Source organism: Vibrio phycocola (genome assembly GCF_054404255.1).
On sequence record NZ_JBTAMQ010000007.1, the window covers coordinates 37,792 to 55,574 of the forward strand.

At 41.4% G+C, this 17,783-nt stretch carries 18 protein-coding genes and 2 tRNA genes; 14 read left to right on the forward strand and 6 right to left on the reverse strand.

From position 1 onward, the window contains the following. The first annotated feature begins 14 nt into the window (after nt 1-14). The 4 genes from ACXJY6_RS10490 to ACXJY6_RS10505 all read left to right on the forward strand — a co-directional run bounded on the left by ACXJY6_RS10490 (nt 15) and on the right by ACXJY6_RS10505 (nt 4,161). Complete coding sequence (locus ACXJY6_RS10490; protein ID WP_458768288.1) at nt 15-1,466, forward strand: FAD-dependent oxidoreductase; 1,452 nt, start codon at nt 15-17, stop codon at nt 1,464-1,466. 81 nt (nt 1,467-1,547) lie between these two features. Next, nucleotides 1,548-2,381 carry an HAD family hydrolase gene (locus ACXJY6_RS10495; RefSeq protein WP_458768289.1) on the forward strand — a complete coding sequence of 278 codons (834 nt, stop codon included), beginning with the start codon at nt 1,548-1,550 and terminating at the stop codon, nt 2,379-2,381. Between the two features lie 120 nt (nt 2,382-2,501). Beyond that, entirely contained in the window at nt 2,502-3,518 is a 1,017-nt protein-coding gene (gene galE / locus ACXJY6_RS10500) for a UDP-glucose 4-epimerase GalE (RefSeq protein ID WP_458768290.1), read from the forward strand. Nucleotides 3,519-3,564: 46 nt separating this feature from the next. Continuing rightward, nucleotides 3,565-4,161 carry an acyl carrier protein phosphodiesterase gene (locus tag ACXJY6_RS10505; protein WP_458768291.1) on the forward strand — a complete coding sequence of 199 codons (597 nt, stop codon included), beginning with the start codon at nt 3,565-3,567 and terminating at the stop codon, nt 4,159-4,161. Here ACXJY6_RS10505 and ACXJY6_RS10510 read toward each other — a convergent pair. After that, on the reverse strand, nt 4,140-4,877 hold the full coding sequence (locus tag ACXJY6_RS10510; RefSeq protein ID WP_458768292.1) for a TetR/AcrR family transcriptional regulator: 738 nt from the start codon (nt 4,875-4,877) through the stop codon (nt 4,140-4,142). The genes ACXJY6_RS10505 and ACXJY6_RS10510 overlap by 22 nt on opposite strands. 77 nt (nt 4,878-4,954) lie before the next feature. Further along, nucleotides 4,955-5,473 (reverse strand): NUDIX hydrolase, encoded by a 519-nt coding sequence (locus tag ACXJY6_RS10515; RefSeq protein WP_456050195.1) that lies wholly within the window; start codon nt 5,471-5,473, stop codon nt 4,955-4,957. 245 nt (nt 5,474-5,718) lie between these two features. Between ACXJY6_RS10515 and ACXJY6_RS10520 the strand changes: the two genes are divergently transcribed. The 5 genes from ACXJY6_RS10520 to ACXJY6_RS10540 all read left to right on the forward strand — a co-directional run bounded on the left by ACXJY6_RS10520 (nt 5,719) and on the right by ACXJY6_RS10540 (nt 11,130). After that, on the forward strand, nt 5,719-7,386 hold the full coding sequence (locus tag ACXJY6_RS10520; RefSeq protein WP_458768293.1) for an ATPase RavA domain-containing protein: 1,668 nt from the start codon (nt 5,719-5,721) through the stop codon (nt 7,384-7,386). An 11-nt stretch (nt 7,387-7,397) separates the two neighbouring features. Then, nucleotides 7,398-8,843 carry an ATPase RavA stimulator ViaA gene (gene viaA, locus ACXJY6_RS10525; RefSeq protein WP_458768294.1) on the forward strand — a complete coding sequence of 482 codons (1,446 nt, stop codon included), beginning with the start codon at nt 7,398-7,400 and terminating at the stop codon, nt 8,841-8,843. Nucleotides 8,844-9,081: 238 nt separating this feature from the next. Next, nucleotides 9,082-9,168 (forward strand) — tRNA-Leu (locus ACXJY6_RS10530). Nucleotides 9,169-9,182: 14 nt separating this feature from the next. Then, nucleotides 9,183-9,256 (forward strand) — tRNA-Cys (locus tag ACXJY6_RS10535). A gap of 335 nt (nt 9,257-9,591) precedes the next feature. Beyond that, complete coding sequence (locus ACXJY6_RS10540; protein ID WP_458768295.1) at nt 9,592-11,130, forward strand: methyl-accepting chemotaxis protein; 1,539 nt, start codon at nt 9,592-9,594, stop codon at nt 11,128-11,130. Between the two features lie 122 nt (nt 11,131-11,252). On the opposite strand, the gene trxC is transcribed toward ACXJY6_RS10540, so the two are convergent. Both trxC and ACXJY6_RS10550 read right to left on the reverse strand, forming a co-directional pair. Continuing rightward, entirely contained in the window at nt 11,253-11,696 is a 444-nt protein-coding gene (gene trxC / locus ACXJY6_RS10545; RefSeq protein ID WP_458768296.1) for a thioredoxin TrxC, read from the reverse strand. Nucleotides 11,697-11,785: 89 nt separating this feature from the next. Next, entirely contained in the window at nt 11,786-12,103 is a 318-nt protein-coding gene (locus ACXJY6_RS10550) for a DUF496 family protein (protein WP_456050200.1), read from the reverse strand. A gap of 187 nt (nt 12,104-12,290) precedes the next feature. Here ACXJY6_RS10550 and ACXJY6_RS10555 point away from each other — a divergent pair, with 187 nt between their 5' ends. Genes ACXJY6_RS10555 through ACXJY6_RS10570 form a run of 4 tightly spaced genes read left to right on the forward strand, consistent with a single transcriptional unit; the run spans nt 12,291 to nt 14,693 of the window. Continuing rightward, a complete protein-coding gene (locus tag ACXJY6_RS10555) occupies nt 12,291-12,491 on the forward strand; it encodes a hypothetical protein (protein WP_458768297.1) in 201 nt (66 codons plus the stop codon). Nucleotides 12,492-12,512: 21 nt separating this feature from the next. Beyond that, nucleotides 12,513-13,160 (forward strand): YceH family protein, encoded by a 648-nt coding sequence (locus ACXJY6_RS10560; protein ID WP_458768298.1) that lies wholly within the window; start codon nt 12,513-12,515, stop codon nt 13,158-13,160. A 3-nt stretch (nt 13,161-13,163) separates the two neighbouring features. Continuing rightward, entirely contained in the window at nt 13,164-13,463 is a 300-nt protein-coding gene (locus ACXJY6_RS10565; protein ID WP_456050203.1) for a GIY-YIG nuclease family protein, read from the forward strand. A gap of 57 nt (nt 13,464-13,520) precedes the next feature. Then, nucleotides 13,521-14,693 (forward strand): conjugal transfer protein TraF, encoded by a 1,173-nt coding sequence (locus tag ACXJY6_RS10570; RefSeq protein WP_458768299.1) that lies wholly within the window; start codon nt 13,521-13,523, stop codon nt 14,691-14,693. A 115-nt stretch (nt 14,694-14,808) separates the two neighbouring features. Here ACXJY6_RS10570 and ACXJY6_RS10575 read toward each other — a convergent pair whose 3' ends face one another. Then, nucleotides 14,809-15,504: a flagellar brake domain-containing protein gene (locus ACXJY6_RS10575; protein ID WP_456050205.1), complete on the reverse strand. Its 696-nt coding sequence runs from the start codon at nt 15,502-15,504 to the stop codon at nt 14,809-14,811. Nucleotides 15,505-15,512: 8 nt separating this feature from the next. Further along, nucleotides 15,513-16,034 (reverse strand): hypothetical protein, encoded by a 522-nt coding sequence (locus ACXJY6_RS10580; protein WP_458768300.1) that lies wholly within the window; start codon nt 16,032-16,034, stop codon nt 15,513-15,515. Between the two features lie 202 nt (nt 16,035-16,236). Here ACXJY6_RS10580 and ACXJY6_RS10585 point away from each other — a divergent pair, with 202 nt between their 5' ends. Continuing rightward, on the forward strand, nt 16,237-17,715 hold the full coding sequence (locus ACXJY6_RS10585) for a cobyric acid synthase (RefSeq protein ID WP_456050207.1): 1,479 nt from the start codon (nt 16,237-16,239) through the stop codon (nt 17,713-17,715). Nucleotides 17,716-17,783 lie beyond the last annotated feature (68 nt).

Sequence of the window (17,783 nt, forward strand, 5' to 3'; positions counted from 1 at the left end):
TGAAGGTTAAGCTATTGAAAACCAAGAATACAAGCGTTACTAATGTCGCTATTGTTGGTGGTGGAATTGCTGGTGCGACAGCTGCGGTGCACCTTAGTGCGATTGGCGTTGATGTGACACTTTTAGAGCGAGGTTCTGGCTTAGTGGATGGGCCACCAATTTGTCACTTACATGCTGGTGGAAATTTGTATCGTGATATATCGCCTCAGCAATGTATTAAATTACTCAAGCAGTCGATCGATTCAGTCCGACTGTTTCCTCATACTATCAATAAACGTCCAACGGTTCTTGCAATACCAAAGTACGATCCCGGTTCTCCCAATTCTATCATTGAACGTCTTGAAACGATCGTCGCGGCGTATCGAGAATTAGTCGCGAATGATGAAAAAAATAATGTGCTTGGTGATGCTGACGATTACTATAAAGTCTACTATCGTACTGATATTGAAAAGTTTTTGAGTCAAGATCTTTGCACTTCACCATCGAAACTTGATGAGTGGATGATCCCTTTCGCCAAGTTTACGGATTTGGAGAAGATCAAGTATCCGGTTGTTATCGTTCAAGAATATGGTTGGAGTGTATTTCGATTAGCGGCTTCCATTGGTCTTGCATTAGAAGAATTTAGTAATTGCCAAGTATTGGTGAATTCTAACGTTATTGATACAAAATTTAATAACGAACACTCTGAATGGGATATTGAGTATGAAAATGCCGAAGGAGAGGTTTGCCATCTTCGATCTCAGTATTTGATTAATGCTTGTGGGTACGAAACCGGTAACATCGATGATCATATCAAGGCTAAACGGAAACGGATGGTTGAATTTAAATCGGCTTATGTCGCACGATGGGTTGATCATAGTGTTGAATGGCCTGAAGTTGTTTTTCATGGTGAACGTGGTACACCAACTGGAATGGCTCAGTTTACGCCGTATGGAAACGGGGTATTTCAACTGCATGGTATGACACATGGAATTACACTGTTTGAAAAAGGTTTGGTTGCTTCATCTGACCAATCATCCCAGCCTGTCTTACCTGATTATTTGCAGGCTAAGTTAAGCGACGGATGGAAAGATATTGCGATTGAAAAGCACACAGAGCGAGCGATTGATTATTTAAGCCAATTTATCCCTCAGTTTGATTCGGCTGTAGTAGAATCGAAACCGTTATTTGGAGCACAACAAATACCGGGTGATGATGAAAGTTTACGTACAGCAGATGTATCATTTGAAGCAAATAATTATGCTCGAATGGAAGTGGTCAAGGGCTCGTCGGCCTTGGAAGCAGCAGTGAAAATTGTTGAGCAATGGTCACTGGTACCCAAACAGGATTATGGGCAAAAATCAATTGAAGAACTTCACCCGATTTCAATCGGTCTTAGTTCAGAAGTCATAGAACAGTACGCAATTCAGTTAGCGAAGCAGCGCAATTATCCAATCGAACTCGCTCAAGTGAGTGGGCAAGACTAACCTGCAAGATATTGTGTCACTTGTATCGCCTCTGAACCTATATTTTACGCTCTTTGTGAGCATATGTTTAAGGACATTCTTTTGGACGAGTTATTAGTATTTGATTTAGATGGCACATTATTAAATGAAGATGAAAAGCTATCTCCTGCGACATTGAAAGCGTTGGCAAACTTGGATCGTCTTGGTGTTGCTTGGACCGTTGCGACAGGAAGAATGCCACATGGAGCACGCGCTGCTCTGCCTGATGTCGTTTTTAAGTATCCTCAAGCATATAAAAATGGGGTGTTATTGTGGGACCTAAATGAAGACACGGTAATTAGCAAATTACCAATGGATCCAGATGAGGTGCAAGAAGTGTGTCGTTGTTTACACCAAAAAGGGATCAAAGCGTGGATAAACACGATAGATCATGAAAACAACGTCAGTGCCATTATTTCAGGAATTACATCGCAAAGAGAGAAGAAGTGGGCAGAGTTTCTCGTTTCTCAAGGTGTAAAAATTCAAGAAAAACAAGACCATACTAATATTTCTGACCATACGTTGAATATATTTTCAGCATCGACCAATCCGGCTGTAATGGAAGTGGCTGAAGCATTGGCGCATTTAAAAGGTGTTGAAGTTTTTGCGGGTCATGACATGTATCACCAAGGCGGGTATTGGCTTGATATCCATCATTCTAGTGGAACCAAAGGTGACGCTGCAAAGATTATTCAAAAGCAAATCGGAGCGAAGAGAATGGTTTGTTTTGGCGATTCAGACAATGATATCTCTATGTTTGAGCAGGCAGATGAAAGTTATGCCATGGGGCAAGGTTTAGACGAGCTTAAAGCCATTGCAACGGCAACCATTGGATCAAATAAAGATGATGGTATTGCGCACTTTTTGGCTGACCGCTATGGTTTTTCTTTGAGTTAATGTCGAATTATACAAGTTACGAAAAGCATTGTTCAGCGTTTAGAGATTAATATAGAGTTATCAATTATAGGTTTGGAAGCTGTGTAGGTTTACACTCGTGCCAAATTTCAGGAGAGTTAAATGAACGTACTAATTACTGGCGGCATGGGCTATATCGGCAGTCATACATGTATTCAAATGATCGAAGCAGGTATGAATCCTGTGATTCTCGATAATTTATATAACAGTAAATCGTCAGTTATCGCACGAATTGAGAAGGTTTCAGGTAAGCGACCAGAATTTATCAATGCTGATATTCGAGATAAAGCGGCACTGGTTGAAGTAATGAAATCACATCAGATAGAGTCAGTAATTCACTTTGCAGGTTTAAAAGCCGTTGGGGAGTCTGTCGCTAAGCCTTTGGAATATTATGATAACAATGTAAACGGTACATTGGTTTTAGTTGATGCGATGCGTGATGCAGGGGTGAGCTCGCTAGTATTTAGCTCTTCAGCAACGGTGTACGGTGATCCTGTATCAGTACCCATTACCGAGTCGTTCCCAACAAGTGCAACCAACCCATATGGTCGCAGTAAGTTGATGGTGGAAGAGTGTCTTACCGACTTTCAAAACGCGAATCCGGATTGGAGTATTACTCTGTTACGTTACTTTAATCCAGTGGGTTCACATCCAAGTGGGGAACTGGGTGAAGATCCTCAAGGAATTCCGAATAATTTAATGCCGTTTGTATCCCAAGTTGCTGTTGGGCGTCGTGAGTTCTTGTCGGTGTTTGGCAACGATTATCCAACCAAAGATGGAACCGGAGTGAGAGACTACATACATGTGGTTGATTTAGCCGATGGTCATATTGCAGCTTTGAATCGAGTTGGTTTGAAGCCTGGGTTACATGTTTATAATTTAGGTACGGGCAATGGCTATAGCGTCTTGGAGATGGTCGAGGCGTTTGCGAAGGCCAGCAATAAACCGATTCCATACCAATTGGTCGAGCGTCGTCCTGGTGATATAGCTGAATGTTGGGCTGATCCAGAGAAAGCTCAGCGCGAGCTAGGTTGGAAAGCAAAACGTTCATTAGAAGAGATGACACAAGACACGTGGCGCTGGCAGTCAAATAATCCTAATGGATACCCAGAAGAGTAACTAAAGAAGCCAACTTAACAAAGTTGGCTTCTTAATAGAGAAACCTATGAATTATCTTGCCCACCTTCATATTGCTCAACAGGTTAACAGTAGTTTACTGGGTAACTTGCTTGGCGATTTTGTGAAGGGTGCTCCACCAGAGCAATTGGGGAGCTCGGTTCAACGCGGTATCTTCTTACATCGTCGTGTGGATCAGTTTACTGATAGCCATCCGATTTCGAAAGAACTGAAATTGCTTTTTAAACCTACATCAAGGCGTTTTGTTCCTATAGCATTGGATATGTTTTGGGATCACTGCCTTGCTAAGCATTGGACGCAATATAACTCTACCGAGCTACTTAGGTTCGTGGCTCAATCTGAGAAAACGATAATGCTGGAAAGTGAACATTTAGAATTACCTCTTTCTTTTCAGCAAGTGAGTCAAAAGTTATGGTCACAACAATGGTTGGTGTCTTATCAATCTTTCGACAATATCACATATGCCCTTGAGCGAATTAGCACACGTCGGCCGCGGTTGGCTGGGTTAACTCAATGTATTTCTGGCTTGGAACAGCACTACGATGAACTAAATAGTCAATTTTCGCATTTTTATCCCAAGGTACTTGAAGAAGCGAAAGCCTATCAATCTCGATTTAATGAATGATACGTGCACTCACGACAGTAAGGGTCAATTGAGTAGACAATTTCATTAAGTGATTTTGGCTTTAGAATATCGCTCTCAGGAATAGAAAATTTATGACTTATCCATTGATTAAACATGGACCAGTGCAACAATAAATACTGTTCATCATCGCTGGTTTGATCTGTCCAGATTCTATTCATCATTGGTCGCATTGTCGCTGCACTCTGAGCGAATATTATGGTTTGCCATTTTATTTCAGCGATTTCAGTTTGAGACAGACCAAGCTCATTTTCGGTATCCACAATAGAGATGATTTCAGCCTGACGTGATCCCATTTTTTCCATGAAGTGATTAAAGCGCTCGGACTCTTCTCGAGCGACATCTGATAATAGTTGGATAGAAGATGGATAGACAAGATGAAATGCTAAAAGCCGAGCAACAAATTGATAAACACGGTGGGTCGGAGGCAAGTCAGAGGATAAATTATCAACAATCTTGATCGCATATTTTCCGATCAATTCGTCTGCCATATTGCAAATAGAAAACCAAATTTGCTCCTTGCTGCCGAAGTGGTGACGGATCAGGCTGTGAGAGATTCCTGCTTTATCACTAATATTTCTTAGAGATACACCTGCGTAACCGAACTCGCAAAAAAGATCATGAGCGACCTTTAGGATCAGTAATTGTGTTTGTTCAGCATCTTCAGCGCTGCGACGACCTTGTTTTTTTGCCTGCATGTTTGATATCAATATTTAGCTTTTTCTAATTAGTCTTATTTTACTATAAAACGAAGTGTTATATCGGTAATTTAAGTTTAGCTTATTAGGCCGCACAACTTCGCCTTACTTAAACATGCAATGGTTTTTGCATCGTTAATTTCTCCAGCGATTATTTGTTGTTCAATGTCTTTTGGTGAAAGGAAAATGACTTCAATTACTTCATCTTCATCGCATTGACGTTTGAGGCTTGGTGATATTCCTTTTGCAATGTAAAGGTGTTGTATTTCATCGCAAAATCCTGCCAATGGCGTGAGCTTACCCAGGGGCAGTAGCTGATCTGCGCTATAGCCGGTTTCTTCCTCTAGTTCCCGAAGTGCACATGTTTCTGGTGATTCATTCTCTTCAATCGTTCCGGCCGGAAGTTCTATTAACCATTTATTTAGCGATGGTCTAAACTGACGAATAAGCAAAATAGAGCCATTTTCATGGATCGGTAATATGACTGCTGCTCCCGGGTGATCAATTGTAGTGTGATTAATGCTCTGACCGGTTGGAAGAGTGACTTTTTTCTCAACTAATTGAATATTCTTCCACTGATGGATTAGCGTCGTCATTGAGAGCTCTTTTTAATAGGCGAATTTATTAATCACAATACCTTAACTTTGAACGAAAGAGTACTGCCCATAACTTACCGTATGACCGATTTATAAAAAGGTGATATATATCTCATTCTTGGAATCATAGTTTACAGTTGTTAAGTTAGCGAAGAGATCTGATATAAGAAATAGTAACAAGACAGAGTATGTTGAAACATTTGGTCAACATTTAGGTCGTTAATAAATAATGGTATTGAGTAAAAATGATTTCAGCTGTAACTGCAGACCACACTCACAAAGCACTTTTGTCGGAGCGAATCAATAACCTAGCGAGTGCGCTTGCTGATGGGGTATATGAACGTGAACATACCATTAAGATATGTTTGTTATCCGCATTAGCCGGAGAAAGTGTATTTTTACTTGGTCCTCCGGGAATTGCGAAAAGCATGATTGCCAAGAGATTGATTCAAGCATTTGATAATAGTAGTTATTTTGAATACCTAATGACGCGCTTTTCTACACCAGAAGAGGTGTTTGGCCCACTCAGTATCAAAGAGCTTAAAGATAATGGTCGCTACGTCCGCCTAACAGATGGGTACTTGCCGACGGCACAAGTCGTGTTTCTTGACGAAATATGGAAGGCTGGCCCTGCGATTTTAAATACACTACTCACGGTGGTAAACGAAAAGACGTTTAAGAATGGCAACAAGCAAGAACCAGTGCCGATGCGGTTACTTATTTCTGCATCTAACGAGCTCCCCGATGAGGATAGTGGGTTAGATGCACTATATGACCGTATGTTAGTTAGAGTGTTTGTAAATCGAATTCAAAATAAACAAAATTTTAAGTCGATGCTAACAGTGGGTACGTCGCAAGAGGCTCATATTCCAGAAGGACTTGCGATCACTAACGAAGAGTATCAAACATGGCAACATCAGTTGGATAAACTCTCGTTAAGTAGTGAAATGTTTGAAAAGCTATATGGCTTAAAAATGAAATTGGAACGAGCTGCGGAAGACAAATTGCCTGGGCGTGTTGATGAGTTGTATGTTTCCGATCGTCGCTGGAAGAAAGCACTACGTTTGTTAAAAGCGAGTGCTTTTTTTAATGGCCGTGATGAAATGAATCCGTTGGATTTGCTCTTGCTACAAGATTGTCTTTGGAACAGTCCTGAATCGAGGTTGATAGTGCAAGAGGTGATAAGACATTTCGCATTGTATGAGGCTTTTGACCAACAAAAAGTGCGAACTCAAGTCGAAATTTGCCAAGAAGAGCTAGCTGAAATTCAGGTTGAACTTGAGGCCTATCTCGGGCTAGAGCTCTCACAAGAGACGACGAGTGGTTTGATTAAAAAGCAGGTTATGCAAGCGGATTTATCTACGGTAAAACTGTATAAGAAAGGCAATTCATCCGATCTGGTGAGATTAGTATTGCTTCAGAGTGAAATCACAGTAACCGATACTGAAAACACGGATAAGTTCTGCCGCTGGGTTTCTGTCTCTAAATCGGATCTTGAGCGTATCATCCGAGAAAGTGGCGGTGATGCATACGGCTACGTAAACCAAAATTCAGCATTATGTATGCTGCATTTTGATCTTGATTCATCAAAACGTTTAGTTATCCGAGATATCGCTAACCGTTCAGTATTGGTGACTCCTATTACCAATACTAGCTTTGGAGAAGTGGCATTTGTCGGATGGAAAAAGCGAATTGAAACCGCGCAGCAGCAATTGAAAGAAGCCGACGCCCACTTACGTTTGGTCAAAAATACATTCCACGATGCGTTGCCGCATAATTTTATCGACCCTTCGTTGCCTATTGCGATGGAGACGACGATACAACAACTGCAACATGAGCTTGAAAGCTCCATTGCTTCCGCAGAATCGTCGATTACGCGTTTTAATAATTTAAGCAGCTATTTTGCAGAGTAAGGGTGGTTACGATGTTGGGTGTTGATGGTATAAATTTAGCGATGATGGTTGCAGAGTCTGGGATCATTGATTCTGCGGTCAATGAATTAATGTCAAAGCCGCAGTTAATGTTAATTGCGGAAAATAAAAATGTGAATCGTTCTGTCCGACAGCAACTGCTTAAGTGGCAGAGTCATGTAAAAATGAAAATGACTAAGGTTTCAGAAACCGATAGATTTAAGCAAGAGTTAGCATTATATCAAGAGGTTATACATTGGAGTGAAGCAACGTTTTATGCGCAAATTGATGAAGCACTAACGTCACTCGAATGGCATTCAGCATTTTATCTCGAAGCTCGATGTTTACTCGGTAACGAGAAAAGCAGACTTAATCCGATGTTTCCTCACTACTTTTGTGACCAATGGTATCAGAGCTTATTAACGGCCGTGCAAGAGGCTCAATTGAATGAGTTGGAGTCCAATAAAGAGAGAATATTAGACGATCTTTATCAACGCATTGAGACGATGCGAACCATGGATACTGTAACCAATAGTGATGATGCTCAAAGTGTATTACGGTTATGGAACATGGCTTCGGCAAAGTTAAGCAAAGGCGATGTTTCAGTAATGAAGAAGCACGCGGAATTCTTAAAGAAGCATAAAGGGATTCAAGACATTGCTGAGCAGCTTGGCCGCATGGCTCAAAACCTTGATTGTGATGATGATCATCAATCTCAGGTTGAAGAATTGCAGCTAGTAGAGGAGCATTCACAATTTGCTACCGACGATATTGTTGGAGTTGAAGAAGGTGACGACCTCAATAAGATGCTGCCAAATGAGACCTTGTTTCTTTCTCACCCAGAGCTAGAAGTTGTATTTTACAAGCACTTAATTGATAAGCAGTTAATGAATTATCATATGCAAGGTAAGTCGAGACGTGTGAGAAAAGTAACCACGACGAAAGTGGCTTCTAAGCAGAATGAATTGGATAAAGGCCCTTTCATTGTTTGCATTGATGCGTCTGGCTCTATGCGAGGCTTTCCTGAGCAATGTGCAAAAGCGACGGCTTATGCATTGATGCAAATAGCGCTAGCAGAAAACCGAGATTGTTATGTGATGATCTTTTCTACTCAAATTATCACTTATCAACTAACCAAACAAGACGGCCTACGCGAGGCGAGTGATTTCTTAAGTTACACCTTTAAAGGCGGAACCGATTTAGAGCCTGCACTTAGCCATTCAGTAGAATTAATGAAGCATGATCGCTATGCAAATGCGGATCTCGTGGTTATTTCTGATTTTATAGCACCTAAACAGTCGCCGGAGGTTCTTGCAGAGGTGAAGAGCTTGAAGCAGAAAAATAATCGTTTTCATGCGGTGAGTTTATCGAAATATGGAAATCCACAACTTATGGCAATGTTTGATCACTGCTGGTCTTATAACCCAAGTTTGATGGGAAGGCTGGTTAAAAAGTGTTAGGCGTATCAATGCGAGGTGTCGGTTAGAGCTTACTAACGTGCTCAATGCTATTTTTGTCATTCTTCATTGTGCAATTAATCAACAAATTAGATAAGTTATCGACATAGACGCATGCTTTTTAATCATTTGAATAAAAAAGCAAATTTTATTATTGATCTATTGGGTAAATCGGTTAAAGTACGCCTCGTTCTCACGAAGAAATTCTTCGTTGATGGTGTCTCCATCGCAATATTGCGTTGCCCTGGTGGTGGAATTGGTAGACACAAGGGATTTAAAATCCCTCGGCGTTCGCGCTGTGCCGGTTCAAGTCCGGCCCGGGGCACCATTTGAGAATGATTAGGCGTGTTGGCAGAGTGGCCATGCAGCGGATTGCAAATCCGTGGACCTCGGTTCGACTCCGGGACGCGCCTCCATTAAGTATCTCACTTCCCCTCTATTCTCTATTTCAAATCGACTCTGAGCATCACGTCTCATGTTTCTAATTTAGAACGCTAACGTTATTGTCGTCATCATTTAGTTGCCGTGTAACCTTCAGTCGTAAATTCCAATGTGCAACATATACCAAACCTTCAGAACAATTTGACACAGTTAACAGAATACGCTGATGTTAAACGATACCTCGTTGCATAACATGCACACTCCTAAGCTATGGACTATCTTTATTGAGCTTTCAGTAAAAAATAGCCAATCAAAACAATCGACATACTATGTAAACAACCAAAGTTTATATAGTCTGCAAGGACTCCCTATGAGCGATGAACGTGTACAATATTCCGATAGTGATAGCTTAATTTCGACGACGACGCCAAGTAGTCATATTACTTCCTGCAATGAAGACTTTTGTCAGGTTTCAGGGTATGAAGAAGAAGAGTTACTCGATCATCCACACAACGTGATTCGTCACAGTGATATGCCGAAAGAAGCATTTGCTCAGTTATGGCAATATCTTCAGGCAGGCAATAGCTGGATGGGTCTTGTTAAGAATCGATGTAAAGGGAGTGGACACTATTGGGTTTCGGCATTTGTGACGCCAATCAAGGGCGCAGATGGCTCAATTCATGAGTATCAGTCAGTAAGGACAAAACCTACCGACGAACAGATCAACCGTGCAACCGCGCTGTATAAGAAGATGAAGTCTGGCACAGTGACGGTACGGCGAAAAAATTGGTTAACTTGGACCATGATACTTGTCGGTGTACAGATGGCCGCAATGGCATTGTTATTGACCAACATTATTTCCAACCAAGTCGGATTCTCGTTATTGTCTTTAGCTTTTGTTGGGCAGCTATTCACTTTGTTTAATTTACATTCACGATTTAAAGCCGTCCAATCTATCGCTTCAGAGGGGTATGATAACCCTCTAATGGAGTATCCCTATACTGGGTATTGTGACGACGTTTCGTCTATCGAACTCGCCTTGATTATGAAGAAAGCGGAGCTACGAGCTGTAACCGCACGAGCACACGATACGACGAGTTATCTTTTGACTTCTGCCGAAGATGAATCAGCGAGCAGCAAATCAATAGAACGTGAATTAGCAGAACAATATCATGCTACAGAAGCGATTGCAGAATCTTCTGATCAAATGTTACAGGCGATAGATGAGGTTGCTGAACAAGCTCGTCAAAGCTCTGAATTCGCGAGTAAAGCTCGTCAAATGGGCATATCAGGAGTTGAAACGATCAACGATGCAGTGAAAACTGTAGAAGATTTAAGTGCAGAGCTTTCAGAGTCTCAGCAAGCACTTGAGCAACTGTATGCCGACGTTGGTGGTATTGAAGCTATTTTGGGGATGATCCAAGGTATTGCTGAGCAAACGAATTTATTGGCATTAAATGCCGCAATAGAGGCTGCTAGAGCGGGTGAAACAGGAAGAGGCTTTGCGGTCGTTGCAGATGAAGTGCGAGCATTGTCTGAGAAAACCAGTTCATCGGTTGGAGATATTCGAGATAAAATTGAAGTGTTGCAAACAACGGTCAATTCTACCGGAAATCTAATGAAATCGGCACAAGAAGCATCGGGAAGCAGCGTTCTTAAGTCCCAAGAAGGTAAAGCTGTATGCGAGGCGATTGTAGATGACTTGAAGAAGATGGGTGAGCAAAGCAACGAAACCTATAAAGCTATTTCAGATCAAGTTCAAGTAACTCAGGGAATGGTGGATCATGTTCACCGAATGAAAACTGCTTTAGATGCGACTCAATCTTTGTCTGAAAGTTCAGTTTCGCGTACAGATGGATTGGTGAGTCGGCTTGAAAGTTTGCAACGCCTGGTGGTTGGTTTTAAGTAAGTCGGCCATTTCTTAAAAGAGAGTGTTGATTGATAAAAATGCGCCTTCACGTTGCTTTACGTTAAGGCGCATTTTATTTCTATATGTTTTATGAAGAGCCGTCTTCTGCGTGGCGAATTAATTTAGATTGGCTGTTTAGATAAGGCCTGAACAAGCCACTGAGAAAACTGAGATTTCGGTAAAGCACCATTAATCATGTCAAGTTGCTTTCCATTTTTGAAGACCATTATGGTGGGAATACTTCGAATTTGGTAACGAGCTCCAAGCGCCTGCTGAGCTTCGGTATCTATTTTGACGAAGCGGGCCTTACCTTCCATTTCTTTTGCCATATCTTGAAATACAGGAGCAAAGCCAATACAAGGATTACACCATGGTGCCCAAAAATCGATAACAACAGGAAGATGTCCAGATAGTATCGCCGATAGGTTACTCTCTGTTCCTTCGAATGCATCACCATCAATTAATGGATGTTGACACTTTCCACACAGAGGGCGATTTTCTAAACGTTCTATAGGCAAGCGATTCATGCCCTTACAGTTCGGGCAGCGTGTTGTAAAGGTAGACATAATCCATCTCTTTTTTGCGGTTTGTGTACAATAAAAATGCCCAGAATTTGGGCACTTTATGTATTCCGCTTGTTAGAATTTATTGCTCACTATTTTTTAGGGTGAGTTTGTTGCTTGTCTTGCTCTGTTAGTTGAGCAATGCGGCGACTGATATCACGGCGTTCTTTAGATATTTCTGCACTTTTTATAATATGATCATCGACACGGTCTTCGTAATCAGATTTCATATTTTTTATGATGGCATTCACTTGTTCGAGCGTCATTTCTGGTTTGATGTAATCTAAAAGGTTATCAAGTAAGTCAACACGCTTGTTGTTATCACGAACTTTCTTTTCATTATCAATAAGCTCGCGCTTTAATCTGTTCTTACGACGTGCGAGTGACACTATTTCAAATACGCTATTCATAAACTATTCCTAGTTGTTATTTAAAGAGATTATCTTGATTAAATCACATCATTGGCGTCACGAATAGTCTTTACATCAATCAAAATGTTGCTTGTCTAGGAAATGGGCTTCACATCAATACTTCTATTTATCGTTATAAAAGTTTTATACTGTGCCCACTAAAATTTCGGCTGGACACGGTGTATTGATGATGAAGCCTTCCAACATCATTTTTCCTAAAGTAAAAGGCTTACCAAAAGCATTACCCAAAAAAAATATGCTTGCTAAAGCGTATCTTACTGCTCGAGAGCAAGAGTTAATCACTGATATTGAATTACAACGATCAAATGTTATTGTTATGGATAATGCAGGTAATGTGATTAAGATTAAACTGCAACAAGAACATTAATATAGCTGAAAGGAGCGAAGTATGCCGCAAGCGTTAACCAAAATAGAATCAAGAGTTATTGGTTGTCTATTAGAAAAGGAAGTCACAACGCCAGATTACTATCCTCTTACTCTCAATAGTTTGACATCAGCATGCAATCAAAAAAGTAACCGTGATCCTGTTATGGACTTGTCAGATGCAGAAGTATTAGATGCCCTACAAGGCTTAATTTCTCGTCGACTTGTCAGTGATGAGAGCAGTTTTAATAGTCGTACCAGTAAGTACCAACACCGTTTTTGCAATACTGAATTTGGCGACTTACAACTCAGTGAACAAGAGCTAGGGATTGTGAGTTGTTTGTTGCTACGTGGCCCACAGACTCCCGGAGAACTGCGTACTCGAACAAATCGGATGTGCCAGTTTGCCGATGTTAAGGAAACAGAGTCTGTGCTCGAAGAGCTGCTTACAAAAGAGTATGTGGTGAAATTAGAGCGTGAGCCTGGAAAGCGTGAATCTCGTTTTATGCAATGCTTTTCTGATGACGATATATCACATTACCAATCGGAAAATGTGAGTGGAGCGCTATTGGATACAAAAGACTCTGATCGAGTATTCGCACTTGAACAAGATGTCGCGGAACTAAAAATTCAGGTAGCGCGATTAACTGAACAGCTAGACCAACTTATCTAACCTATGCCGAACCAATCGATATGGTCGGTATATTTTATTCGAACGCCAGATCAACGTTTGTACTGTGGGATCAGTGTTGATGTTGCACGACGCCTTCGGCAACATCAAAATGGAACTGGCGCGAAAGCACTGCGAGGAAAAACACCCCTTGAACTCGTTTGGACGATGGAGATAGGGGATCATTCTGTGGCCTTACAGGTTGAGTATCGTCTGAAAAAGTTGCCGAAGATCAAAAAAGAAGCAATTGTAAGAGATGAATATTCAAAAAAGCGGCTATTTGAATATATAAACATTAGCAATTAGATAATTTGTACTATTCTTAACCTTGAGATGATATTTCAGCAAATAAGGTTAAAAAGTATGAATCAATACACAAAAATAGCAGTGCTGGTTGCTGGGTTTATTGCAAGTTCTTCAGTGTACTCAGCGACATGGGTTGCTGATGCGCGTGGTAACGCAATGGGTAATACTGGGGTAACCAGCGCCGATTTCGTTGTTGCTCCTTTCTATAACCCTGCATTGACAGCAGTGTATCGTGATGATCAAAACATTGGCGTACTTCTTGGCTTGAACGTGAATGCTAATGATCCCGATGAATCTTTATCTAATATTGATGATATTCAAACTCTTATCGATGACTTTAACGAAGCTGTAGACAATTCAAACTTTGCGAGTATCGATGCGAATACAGTTTCTGAGTTGAACACTCAACTTGATGATCTGGTTGATAATAGCGCAATCGGAGTCACAGCTGGTGCTGGCTTGGCAGTCGCGTTACCAGTTAAATCTGTCTCGGTAAATCTTTTTGCTCGCGCCTATATGGAATTGGTCGCTGATGTGAATGAAAGCAATTACGCGACAGGTGCAAATGATGCCGAAACGTTAGATAACCGAATAAATGCTTCTTCTGTCGATCTTGTTGCATTCGGCTACAGTGAAGTGGGTCTTGCGTTAGCGAAAATGGCTATGATAAATGGCGAACGTTTCTCATTCGGTGTTAGCCCTAAAATTCAGAGTTTAAGAACCTATAAACAAACCGTCACAGTTGAAGAGTTTGATGTTGAAGATTTCGATGAAAGTGAAGTGTCAAAGAGTGCATTTAACCTTGATTTGGGTGCTGTGTGGTTAAAAGGTGACTATCGTGTTGGGCTTGCAGTTAAAGATATGTTTAAGCAAGAAATTAAGACTTATGACAACCAAGATAGCTACACCTTAGATCCTCAGCTTGTGGTGTCTGGTGCTTATGTGTCAGACTTTTTCACTGCGGCCGTTGATTTAGACCTCACAGAGCAAGAACGCTTCGCGACAAGTGAAGATAATACGCAATTTGCTCGTTTTGGTATTGAAGGAAATGCATGGGGTTGGGCACAGCTACGAGCTGGCTACGAAATCGATATGGTTGGTTCGATGGAAAATAGTGTTACTGCCGGCATAGGATTTAGTCCGTTTAATGTCGTTAGTTTTGATCTTGGCGCATCGTATGCCGGTGAGAATCAATTCGGCGCTTCAACTAATTTAGAAGTTAAGTTCTAAATAACGAGTCCTAATTTAATAAGTAATAAATAGAGCCCAAATTAACAGTTGTTGATTTGGGCTCTAACTATTTGAGTTCATTGAACAGGTATATTGAAGGAATCAACTACAGCGATTAATGCGTTAGGTTATCCAAAACAGTGTGTTCAAATAGTACGTCTTTAAGCTCTTCATTGATGGTCAATGGAGGGAAGAAACGAAGTCCCACAAAGTGGCCGTTAGGCTGTTTTACCATATTGGCTACACGTGTATCGATGTGAGCACCTAAAACGGTCGTGAGAGGACTGTGTATTGATACTGAAAGATCTTTCTGTAAAAAATTATCGCTTGTTACTGCATCATCGCCGCTCACTAGTACGCCACACCCTGACACGGAGAAATCGACCAGCGTACCGTCGATCTTTCGATATCCATCTTGGTGATTAATGGTTGCCGGTAGCGATAGTTTAATTCGTTTATGCTGACGAATGGGCTTAGTCACGAAATGATGAGGCATGCGGACAAAAAGCATTGGAAAAGGTTGTAATGTACTTTGCAGAATCGAAGTCTCAAAAGCGACAATATGACCGAGTTCAGTATCACACATACCACGAAGCACAACGGTACTATTACTGAGCGTACGAACCAGCAGTGCTTCGTGTACTGAACGAGGGTAATCGAGCGCTAAATATTGATGGGCTTTGTAACCGATTAAACGCGTAGTGAATTGATAAGTGTCATGTGGACCAAACTCTATTTTTACGCGAAGCTTCATTTCAGAGGATAAATACCGACAGATATCCTTGCTTTTGTTGATTGGTGTAGCTGCCATTTTTATCCTTAAAATTCGAAACGAACACCGAGTGTTGTTTGTGGGCCCCATAACCCATTATTTCTAATTTGTGCGCCAAAGGTAAGTTGCGATGTTGAGTGGAAACGAACCCCACCTTCGATCAATCCGCCTTCATTTATTTGGCCTAACTTTCCATGAATTTCAAGAGTTTGTGTTAACCAAGCTCGCGCGCCGACATTGAGTTCTAGCATCATGCCATCGTCATGGTCGTTTTTATTTGCTTTGGTATAGTGAACAAGAAGTTGCCCATTAACATCCACAAAGGGACCGGCTGGTCCATTAAACCCGACTCCTCCTGCGAGATCGAATGCTTCGTTAAAGCGCTTATCAAGTCGACCGACGGTGTGAAAGTTTTCTTGAATGTAAGTAGTAAACTCTGCGCCAATAGATTGTGGTCCCGAAGAGGCTCGGAATTCGAAAAAGTTGTAGTTAAAATTGTTCGCAAACGCTGTTGATGAAAACAGACATAACATTCCGGAGAAAGCGATATTCCACGCGCGACAAGTCATCTTTATTCCTATTTTCTATAACAGTATTAATTTGATAAAACATTGGTTTATACATTATAGGATAGCCACAAATACACGAAACGTTTAGGATTAGGCCCAATATTTATAAATATTCATCGATTTAGTGTTAAATTCATCCAAAATGTGCCGTCTATTGAGGCTGGTAACAACGAATATTGAGTGGGTTCGTAAGGATTTTCATATGGAACAAAGCTCTAAAGCCTTAATGGTTCAAGGTACAACTTCCGATGCTGGGAAAAGCGTCTTAGTCGCGGGTTTGTGTCGTGTATTAGCACGTCGAAATATTAAGGTTGCTCCCTTCAAGCCACAGAATATGGCTTTAAATAGTGCAGTGACAGCAGATGGTGGAGAAATTGGTCGAGCACAGGCGGTACAAGCATTAGCCTGTGGTATTGAACCGAATGTGCATATGAATCCGGTGCTGCTAAAGCCTAATAGTGATACTGGTGCGCAAGTGATCCTACAAGGTCGAGCATTGAGTAATATGGAAGCGACCAGTTATCACGATTATAAAAAGGTTGCGATGGAAACGGTGATAGATTCGTTTTCGCAACTCTCTGAACAATTTGACAGTATTATGATTGAAGGTGCTGGAAGCCCCGCGGAAATTAACCTAAGAGCCAATGATATTGCCAATATGGGGTTTGCTGAGCGAGCTGATATTCCGGTTATTATCGTGGCAGATATAGATCGAGGTGGCGTTTTTGCTCATTTATATGGCACGCTAGAATTGTTATCACCTTCCGAGCAAAATCGTGTGGTTGGCTTCGTGATAAACCGTTTCAGGGGAGATATTGCGTTATTGCAATCGGGTTTAGATTGGTTGGAAGAAAAGACCAACAAGCCAGTGTTGGGTGTGATTCCCTTTTTACATGGGTTGGATATCGAAGCAGAGGATGCCATCAACTCCAGTCAAAACTTGGAAGGTGAAGCAAAACTTAATGTTGTCGTGCCAGTGTTTACTCGTATTAGCAACCATACCGATTTTGATGTGCTCCGCAATCACCCTCAAGTATCACTGCGGTACGTTGGTAAGGGCGAGCGATTAGATAATGCCGATTTGATTATATTGCCAGGCAGTAAATCGACTCGCGCAGATCTTGAATACCTTTTTCAACAAGGTTGGGATCGCGATATTAAACGTCATCTTCGCTATGGCGGAAAAGTACTCGGTATCTGTGGTGGGTTTCAGATGTTGGGGCATAAGGTTGATGATCCTAGCGGTGTAGAAAGTGCCGCGGGAAGCAGTTCAGGTTTATCCTTATTGGATATGGATACTGAACTGACCGAGCAAAAACAATTGGCGAATGTATCGGGTACGCTCGTCATTGGCACATCAGAGGCCTTGGTTTCGGGGTATGAAATTCATTCTGGTGTCAGTTGTGCCCATGAGCAAAGCTCACTTCAACATTTGATTACCTTATCAAATGGGCAACACGATGGATATATCAGCGAATGTGGCCAGATAGCGGGAACCTATTTGCATGGAGTGTTAGATAATCCTGACGTAATCGGTTTGATCGCCAATTGGGTAAATGGAACGACATTGACCGGTTATAACCACAAGAACAAACAGCTTGAGGCGATTGATCGTTTAGCTGATGCCCTAGAAGAGTGTATGGATTTTAAAACGCTATGGCCCGATTTAGCGATGGATTAAAAGTAACGTGCCAAACGGCCTTGTGTCGTTTGGCTTTGTAAGCTTTAGGGCTAGGTATTGAGCGCTAC

Coding starts and splice junctions, on each gene's coding strand:
- ACXJY6_RS10520 (WP_458768293.1), top strand. CDS start 5,719: ATGATTTCAGCTGTAACTGCAGACCACACTCACAAAGCACTTTTGTCG.
- ACXJY6_RS10575 (WP_456050205.1), bottom strand. CDS start 15,504: ATGGCAGCTACACCAATCAACAAAAGCAAGGATATCTGTCGGTATTTA.
- ACXJY6_RS10560 (WP_458768298.1), top strand. CDS start 12,513: ATGCCGCAAGCGTTAACCAAAATAGAATCAAGAGTTATTGGTTGTCTA.
- ACXJY6_RS10505 (WP_458768291.1), top strand. CDS start 3,565: ATGAATTATCTTGCCCACCTTCATATTGCTCAACAGGTTAACAGTAGT.
- ACXJY6_RS10565 (WP_456050203.1), top strand. CDS start 13,164: ATGCCGAACCAATCGATATGGTCGGTATATTTTATTCGAACGCCAGAT.
- ACXJY6_RS10570 (WP_458768299.1), top strand. CDS start 13,521: ATGAATCAATACACAAAAATAGCAGTGCTGGTTGCTGGGTTTATTGCA.
- viaA (WP_458768294.1), top strand. CDS start 7,398: ATGTTGGGTGTTGATGGTATAAATTTAGCGATGATGGTTGCAGAGTCT.
- ACXJY6_RS10555 (WP_458768297.1), top strand. CDS start 12,291: ATGATGAAGCCTTCCAACATCATTTTTCCTAAAGTAAAAGGCTTACCA.
- galE (WP_458768290.1), top strand. CDS start 2,502: ATGAACGTACTAATTACTGGCGGCATGGGCTATATCGGCAGTCATACA.
- ACXJY6_RS10585 (WP_456050207.1), top strand. CDS start 16,237: ATGGAACAAAGCTCTAAAGCCTTAATGGTTCAAGGTACAACTTCCGAT.
- ACXJY6_RS10515 (WP_456050195.1), bottom strand. CDS start 5,473: ATGACGACGCTAATCCATCAGTGGAAGAATATTCAATTAGTTGAGAAA.
- ACXJY6_RS10580 (WP_458768300.1), bottom strand. CDS start 16,034: ATGACTTGTCGCGCGTGGAATATCGCTTTCTCCGGAATGTTATGTCTG.
- ACXJY6_RS10540 (WP_458768295.1), top strand. CDS start 9,592: ATGAGCGATGAACGTGTACAATATTCCGATAGTGATAGCTTAATTTCG.
- ACXJY6_RS10550 (WP_456050200.1), bottom strand. CDS start 12,103: ATGAATAGCGTATTTGAAATAGTGTCACTCGCACGTCGTAAGAACAGA.
- trxC (WP_458768296.1), bottom strand. CDS start 11,696: ATGTCTACCTTTACAACACGCTGCCCGAACTGTAAGGGCATGAATCGC.
- ACXJY6_RS10510 (WP_458768292.1), bottom strand. CDS start 4,877: ATGCAGGCAAAAAAACAAGGTCGTCGCAGCGCTGAAGATGCTGAACAA.